Source organism: Microcystis sp. M_QC_C_20170808_M3Col (assembly GCF_007095505.1).
GTDB lineage: Bacteria > Cyanobacteriota > Cyanobacteriia > Cyanobacteriales > Microcystaceae > Microcystis.
In genome coordinates this window covers 1-4,600 of the sequence record NZ_SFBY01000396.1, presented here as the reverse complement: position 1 = coordinate 4,600, position 4,600 = coordinate 1, and the positions used below count along the sequence as shown (strand labels likewise).

Annotated in this window: 5 protein-coding genes and 1 pseudogene; 2 read left to right on the top strand and 4 right to left on the bottom strand. The window is 40.9% G+C overall.

Annotation, left to right across the window (positions count from 1 at the left end):
- Positions 1-806: 806 nt before the first annotated feature.
- Positions 807-1,793 carry an RNA polymerase sigma factor, RpoD/SigA family gene (locus EWV84_RS18285; RefSeq protein WP_002782393.1) on the top strand — a complete coding sequence of 329 codons (987 nt, stop codon included), beginning with the start codon at positions 807-809 and terminating at the stop codon, positions 1,791-1,793.
- A 294-nt stretch (positions 1,794-2,087) separates the two neighbouring features.
- On the opposite strand, the gene EWV84_RS18280 is transcribed toward EWV84_RS18285, so the two are convergent.
- From EWV84_RS18280 to EWV84_RS18270, 3 genes are all read right to left on the bottom strand, one after another.
- Positions 2,088-2,486: a helix-turn-helix domain-containing protein gene (locus EWV84_RS18280; RefSeq protein ID WP_287079191.1), complete on the bottom strand. Its 399-nt coding sequence runs from the start codon at positions 2,484-2,486 to the stop codon at positions 2,088-2,090.
- Entirely contained in the window at positions 2,470-2,769 is a 300-nt protein-coding gene (locus tag EWV84_RS18275; protein WP_287079189.1) for a type II toxin-antitoxin system HigB family toxin, read from the bottom strand. The genes EWV84_RS18280 and EWV84_RS18275 overlap by 17 nt, the downstream gene beginning before the upstream one ends.
- 64 nt (positions 2,770-2,833) lie before the next feature.
- Positions 2,834-3,370 carry a helix-turn-helix domain-containing protein gene (locus EWV84_RS18270; protein WP_287079187.1) on the bottom strand — a complete coding sequence of 179 codons (537 nt, stop codon included), beginning with the start codon at positions 3,368-3,370 and terminating at the stop codon, positions 2,834-2,836.
- A gap of 131 nt (positions 3,371-3,501) precedes the next feature.
- Here EWV84_RS18270 and EWV84_RS18265 point away from each other — a divergent pair, with 131 nt between their 5' ends.
- Positions 3,502-4,317 (top strand): PEP-CTERM sorting domain-containing protein, encoded by an 816-nt coding sequence (locus tag EWV84_RS18265; RefSeq protein WP_287079185.1) that lies wholly within the window; start codon positions 3,502-3,504, stop codon positions 4,315-4,317.
- Positions 4,318-4,461: 144 nt separating this feature from the next.
- Here the strand turns inward: EWV84_RS18265 and EWV84_RS22945 are convergent.
- A pseudogene (locus EWV84_RS22945) lies at positions 4,462-4,600 on the bottom strand (RNA-guided endonuclease InsQ/TnpB family protein); the annotation flags it as partial.

The following is a 4,600-nucleotide window of genomic DNA, read 5'->3' as shown; positions in this document are numbered from 1 at the left end:
GACCAGAACAGAGTAAATCTGTTAAGGCAGGTGCGAAACCCCGCAAGGGAAAGAAGCAGAAACCTAAATCGTGAGGTTTGGGAATCACCGTCCGTTTACGGCGGTGAGGATGTCAATGTTCAGGAGTTCCACAGAGTGGTATTGTGGAGAGTGCGATCGAGCTTGGTTTCAACGATAATTTATCCCGATCTCCGCCCTGCTGTCTCTATGATAGTTATTACCCCCCTAGCAATCCTAATTTTTATAACAATTTTTCCCGATTCTCAATCGGAGCTAATTGGGCATTTTGTAACAAATACTACAGAAAATAGTTCGGAAATCCGCAATGATTACATTTCACTTTGCTGGTGTTGATCGGTCATTATATATATAGAAGTCGGTTCTCGGCTGTCGGTTTTCAGCTTGGTTCTGCTTTGCTCTCAAAGCTGAGGGCGAAAGGGTCGGAAGTCAGCCAAATTGTTTATGACTAATCGGGAAAATAACCTTTTTGTCTTGTAATCTTACCTAACAATACAAGCGGCACTGCCGAGGATTCAGGAAAAAGCGACCCAAAAACAAGCGATTTCAGTTGATAGCCCTTTGGTATAATACTTCTGTTCTGGGTGTTGAAAAAAGAGGATAAACTTAACATCATACCAAAGAATGAATTAACTCTGAACCTTTAGGGGATTGCCTGCGTCTAAAAGCGCAGGATACAATCAAAGAAATTCCGAATCAAACTCATACCGACTTCAGATAAGCCAGACTCACCCGCGAGTCGGAATAGTAACAGACTTTTTCTGTGTCAAGGAGTCACCACCAAACCAATGCCCACAGCAAAAACCAACCAAACTCAATCACAGCCCACCCTCAATGCCGATATGGTGCGTACCTATCTGCACGAAATTGGGCGAGTTCCCCTCCTAACTCACGAACAAGAAATTATTTACGGCAAACAAGTCCAACGGATGATGAGCCTGCTAGAAGCGAAAGAAGCACTATCGAAACAATTAGGACGGGAACCAGATCGCTTGGAGTGGGCGGATTCGGTGAATTTAAGCGAAAATGAACTGGATCGCGCCTTGAAAACCGGCGATCGAGCTAAACGGAAAATGATTGAAGCTAACCTCCGCTTGGTAGTGGCGATCGCTAAGAAATATCAAAAGCGGAACATGGAATTCCTAGATCTAATTCAAGAGGGTAGTCTGGGATTAGAAAGAGGTGTAGAGAAATTTGATCCCACCAAAGGTTATAAATTTTCTACCTATGCCTACTGGTGGATTCGACAAGCGATTACCCGTGCGATCGCTCAACAGGCCCGCACCATTCGTTTACCCATCCATATCACCGAAAAACTGAATAAAATCAAAAGAACTCAGCGCGAACTCGCCCAAAAACTGGGGAGAAGTGCCACCCCTGCCGAGATTGCCCTGGAATTAGAGCTAGAACCCGCTCAAATCCGCGAATATCTCAGTATGGCCCGTCAACCCATCTCCCTTGACGTGCGCGTCGGCGATAACCAAGATACGGAATTGTCGGAATTATTAGAAGATAGCGGAGTTTCTCCCGATACCTTCATCACCCAAGAGTTATTACGGCAAGACTTAGCCAATCTCCTGGCCGAATTAACCCCCCAACAACGGGAAGTGATTACTCTCCGTTTCGGTTTAACCGATGGCAAAGAGTTATCCCTAGCCAAAATTGGTCAGAGAATGAACATCAGTCGAGAACGCGTGCGACAATTAGAACACCAGGCCCTGGCTCATTTACGCCGTCGCCGGGCCAACGTCAAGGAATATATTGTCGCTAGTTAGTAAAATTAGCAAATAACCAAGAAGGAGAGCGCAAGCAAGCTCTCTTTTTTTTCGGTTTAATTAATATATAGCAAATAATGGGTTATTTAGGGTTGGCTGAAAAAGTTTTTCCTGGGGACAGGGTGTGGGGTGTGGGGTGTGGGGTTTTACCCATTTTGAGGGGGTCAATTACCTAATTTTCGGGGAAAAAGTACCTGAATTTTACCCCCGATCACTCCAATGGTTGGCACTTTTTGAGGTAAAAAAAGTCTAAAAGTCTTACCCAACAAGGTTTTTATATTTATTCAGCAAACCCTACATAAACAACCTATAATCTACATGAAAGAAATGTCCTAATAATTTCGCCTGTTCTTGGCTAATTGACCCTTTTCCTGCAATTAAACTAGAAGCAATTTTGTCAGAGCCAAGAATTCTGGCTATGTCTTTCTTGTTAAGGCCTTGCTGCTCCATCAAAAACAATAACATAGAATTAGGTGTGGTTGATTCTTGTAGATAAAAGCTTCTTTCAAAATTCTCAATTAAAAGAATTAGAAGCTGATAAAGTTCATCTTCTTCGGGAGTTCGATGCTGACTGTGCATCAATTCTTCGACAATAGCCAGAGCTTTTTCATTTTCTGCTTCTGTTCTGATAACTTTAGGTAAATGGCGCGCTAGTAATTCTTTGTATTTTTCTGGATTAAAAGTAAGGGTCATTTTTCCATTGCTCCTTATCGTATTCAGCGTGAGTTAAAACATACTTGATATAAATTAGCTGCTTCTGATAGTCGATACTGGTTATGAGGCGATAACTATTTCCTTTAATGTTAAAAACAGTAAAATTACCAACTGCTTCTGCTTGGGGAAATACCGCTTGAACCTCAACTAAATTATACCAAATCGCTTGACTGGCAATTTTATACCAATTCTCTAAAGCTATTCGGGAATCAGCGTGTTTATTCGTAAATTCTCGTAATCTTCGATAGCTGATGACGTGCATTTATAAAAACACACATAAATTATCTCTATTGTAAAAAAAGGTGGACAATGCTCATTAAATCAAATTAAGGAATACATTTTTTAACTTGCTCAAGAGACAATCCCAAGGTACTAGCAATTTGCTCGGCCGTCAAGTCAAGCTCAACTAAGTTTGGAATAATTTCTAGTTTTGCTTTTTGTCTTTCTCTTTCCAGAATCGTCAGGCTTTCTTTAACATAAGGTATAGCAGTTTCTTCTATTATTGATTCAATATTTTCTGTCTCATAACTTTGCGGAGAGTTAGCACAGAGGTTAATGTTACCGATTTGAATTGGATTGCCGACAATTTGATATTGAGAGTTAGCATATCCCAGCCTCTCAATAGTAGCACGAAAATTAGACTTATTTAAATCTTCTCCTAAAGCTTCGGAAAGAATGCGCCACAGTTGATAAGCTTCATCTTTAGTATGCCCTGCCGAACAATGATATTCTTCAGAAATATGGGTATATTTTTTGCCATTAAGGACTCCCTTCAGAATCGCAACTTGCAGACTGTCAAGATGTTGTCCCGTTTGCGCGAAAACTAGGTCATCCACGTATTTCAACACCGCTTGTACGTCCATTGCCCTGTTGCTTCATAGTTATAACGCCCAGCCGTAATTATCCGCTATTATCCGCTTTTTGTCAAGATTATTAATAAAACTCCCGCCTTTATCCGCCACAATCCGACTTTAGATTAGCTGAAATCAGGCTTATGCTTGAAGCAGAAATTGATGAGGCTAAAAGAATGGCTAATAAAATTACCACCATAACACTAGCTACTGGAGTTTTCCTCGGTTGTGCAGTCATTAAAACTCCCGTTGTAAATTCTGCTCCAACATTACTCGGATCAACTCCTTATCTTAGCTTTAATGATAGTCCATTTAAAAATGTTAGCTTTAGCTATTTTCACCTTGAGAATTTTGAGGATGGTTCCCTGAATGTGCCAGGTGTTACAGCCTCTAGTGCTAGTGGCTTACCAGTTAGTGTGCCAGGTCCAGGTTTTTATACAGATTCTGTTGATATTGACGACGGAGTGATTGATGGAAACGGGCAACAAGGTCATGGTCTCGTTGAACTAGGCAATGGAATAATAGGAGGCTTTAAATTTAATTTCAATGTCAATATATTAGGAAACCTTCCTACTCATGTAGGTATTGTCTGGACAGATTCATATTCAAGCTTTGGCGGAATAGATCAAACACCACTAACTTTTGAAGGGTTTGATGCACAAGGAAATTCTTTAGGTACTATTGCACTTGGTCAGGGACAGATTGGCGATACCAGAAACGACGGAACAACAGTTGATGATCGCTTTTTTGGAGTTATCAATTTAGCAGGTATTTCAGCTATCTCAATATCTCAGAATTTAATCGATGGAGGCTTTGAAGTAGATCACTTACAATATGGATTTTTTTCCCAATCTAGTCAACCTGTTTCTGAACCTTCTACGGTCTTTGGTTTATTAGGATTCGGTTTATTTGGACTAGGTGTATTCTGCAAGCGGACTGTTTCAGCTAATTGGATGTAATAGATTCTCCCGGGCAGCATCCCACTTTTGCAATAAGCAATTGTACTTAGATGCGAAATGCTTATATGGCAAGCCTTTTCGGGAGTTCATAGATTTTTAACGGTTCTCTAAATTGTGTGATTGGAACCAGAATCGTTATAGTTACTAATTCTGTACGCAAACGGCGCACTTTGAATCAGCTTTGTACGCTTTGACCCGTACAGGGCTAACTACAAGCCTCTCTATCGGATTCTTGCTAAATGCAACCTCTCCGACTACCTTTCTCCCTATATTTAACGAACCA

What these genes read in the sequence shown, in the direction of transcription:
- EWV84_RS18285 (WP_002782393.1), top strand. Translation starts at nt 807, where the DNA reads ATGCCCACAGCAAAAACCAACCAAACTCAATCACAGCCCACCCTCAAT.
- EWV84_RS18280 (WP_287079191.1), bottom strand. Translation starts at nt 2,486, where the DNA reads ATGACCCTTACTTTTAATCCAGAAAAATACAAAGAATTACTAGCGCGC.
- EWV84_RS18265 (WP_287079185.1), top strand. Translation starts at nt 3,502, where the DNA reads ATGCTTGAAGCAGAAATTGATGAGGCTAAAAGAATGGCTAATAAAATT.
- EWV84_RS18275 (WP_287079189.1), bottom strand. Translation starts at nt 2,769, where the DNA reads ATGCACGTCATCAGCTATCGAAGATTACGAGAATTTACGAATAAACAC.
- EWV84_RS18270 (WP_287079187.1), bottom strand. Translation starts at nt 3,370, where the DNA reads ATGGACGTACAAGCGGTGTTGAAATACGTGGATGACCTAGTTTTCGCG.